The 2,153-nt window shown below is 44.2% G+C and carries 2 protein-coding genes; both read right to left on the bottom strand.

What is annotated here, in order from left to right:
• Positions 1 to 477: hypothetical protein (locus U9Q77_11240; GenBank protein ID MEA3287930.1), on the bottom strand; the 477-nt coding region annotated here is incomplete at its 3' end.
• 119 nt (positions 478 to 596) lie between these two features.
• Entirely contained in the window at positions 597 to 1,394 is a 798-nt protein-coding gene (locus tag U9Q77_11245; protein ID MEA3287931.1) for a response regulator, read from the bottom strand.
• Between the last annotated feature and the right edge of the window lie 759 nt (positions 1,395 to 2,153).

The raw sequence follows: 2,153 nt of genomic DNA on the forward strand, positions 1-2,153 counted from the left end.
TTTCACTACCACTTTTAGTTTTGAGACGTTAACGGCACCTGCCTCAAGATTATTCTGGATCTCCCAACGAACATGAGTGACCATGTCAGCACTGGCTTCTTTTCGCACAACAATACCGCGAGCATTCCGGACCGAGTAATACACGGGCCATTCAGCATACTTTTTGCCCCCATCAATGGAGTACAGAATTTTGCTGTTCTGCCCCTCGGCGGAGTCCAGTACATATCTGACACCAGCAGGGATAGGATCGGTGATGACCGGATTGGTCATAAGGGCATCGCCAATATTTGTTGAAGTCAGAGTATATAGAATCGTATCAAGGGGGGCATAGGAGATGATGCCGCTATTGCGTTCCTCATCTGAGATATTGACCTTTTCCTCTGCAATTTTGATATCAAGTTTAGGACCAGTTTGAGCGAAACCTGATCCGATTAGTAAAATGCTGAGAATAATGATCCTGACGGTCTTGTTCTGCATATTCTGCTCCTTCTAACTTATTAATCTGGTCCATTTCACCCACTAGATCAATTTCTAGCTAAATAATGGACTGTTTATCTCTGTTAGCCCTCACGATTTGGGTTAACCCTATCTCGTTCCTAATTCTGTATAGTTGGCTGAACGCCATAAAATGATTTGAAGATCTTTGAGAAGTGTTTTGCGTCCCTGAAACCGACCCGTTGGGCCAGATCTGCGATGCTGCTCGGCACGCCGGCTTCTAATAATTTTCGGGCTTGCTCCAACCTGACTTGACGGATGTACTCCCCCGGGGTCAAGCGCTCAAGTTTTTTCAAACGACGCTCTAATTGTCTCCTGGTTACGTGGCAGGACCGGGCAAGATCATCAACCTTTAGATCTGGATTATCAATATTTTCATGGAGCGCATTAAGTAGTTTCCTCAAAAACACCTGGTCTAGTTCTGTGATCCCTGTACCAGGCGTTTTCTCGGGCTGGACATCCGGTTTTCTATTCTGCCCCAGACGTGTTAAACTTTTCACGGCAGCTAGTATCTCGTTGGTATCAATGGGTTTAGTAAAATAAAGATCAGCCAAAAGATCATAGCCATGGATCTTGTCCAATGGCTCATCCAGAGCAGTTAAAAGAATGACCGGAATAACTGATAGATCCGGATGGGATCTGATCTTCTTAAGTAGGGTGAAGCCCGACATCCGGGGCATCATCACATCTGATATGATACAATCAGGAACAATCTCCAGCGCCGCCTGAAATCCGCTCTCACCATCCATCGCTATGTCAACCGTAAATGACTGGGCCAGGGTCGTACTCAGGAGTTCAGCATCATTGGGATTATCTTCAACCACCAGGACCCGATCCTTACCCAAAGATGCTCCCTGAATACTCTGGTTCTGTTCCCCATTTGGACCGATGTTGATCATTCAAAGAATATTGCAGTTCAAGTGAATTATCGCAAGCTCTTCCTCGGCAAATAATTCTAGATGCATATCCGTCCAAAACAGATTCTCTTTAGCCACAGATGAAACACAGATTTCCACAGATGTGTTCTATAGAAACAGTAACCATATCAATAAAACATTGATGGGCAATGAAAAATGATGACATCAGCTTCAGCAATAAAACGACAAGGATAAGCAAGAATTGGTGGGGACGAATAGGACGATAATACCATATTCACTTCCAAACGGGCCAATAGATTCAAAATATTTTTTCGTTTATCAAGCTTGACGCCCTCGCAAAAAGTCCCTCTCGCAGCGCGCAGAGACGCAGAGTATTGATATTTATGGATTCAGAGTTATTTGCAGTATGTTGTTGTATTTAATGGTTTAGGGTACATTTCTTGTTTTCCCAGGTACTTCTTGCGGTTCCGTCAAGCTTCAAGTTTTTTGCATAGTCCCGAGAGCATCCTCGGGATAGGAACTTTAAGTGAAGAGAACCGGAAAAAGAGGTAGAAGCTATGGGCTGGATGGAAGTGCATTTGGTATAATTCAGCGCAGTGGATTAACCTGTCCTAAATTCTTGTTTTTGGCAGCGTATTACTTCATTTCCAAAACGTTTCGGACAGCAATGTTCTAGATGAGGCTCTTTGTTTCAGCGCTTGAGTTGATGGGGTGTGGAATAGGCTGAGAGCTTAAAATCTGTCCCAGAACTCCCAAGTTCTTCCCTACCCATCTGGTAAC

This window comes from Candidatus Neomarinimicrobiota bacterium (genome assembly GCA_034716895.1).
In the GTDB taxonomy this organism is placed as follows: domain Bacteria; phylum Fidelibacterota; class UBA8477; order UBA8477; family JABMPR01; genus JABMPR01.

What these genes read in the sequence shown, in the direction of transcription:
- U9Q77_11245 (MEA3287931.1), bottom strand. Translation starts at nt 1,394, where the DNA reads ATGATCAACATCGGTCCAAATGGGGAACAGAACCAGAGTATTCAGGGA.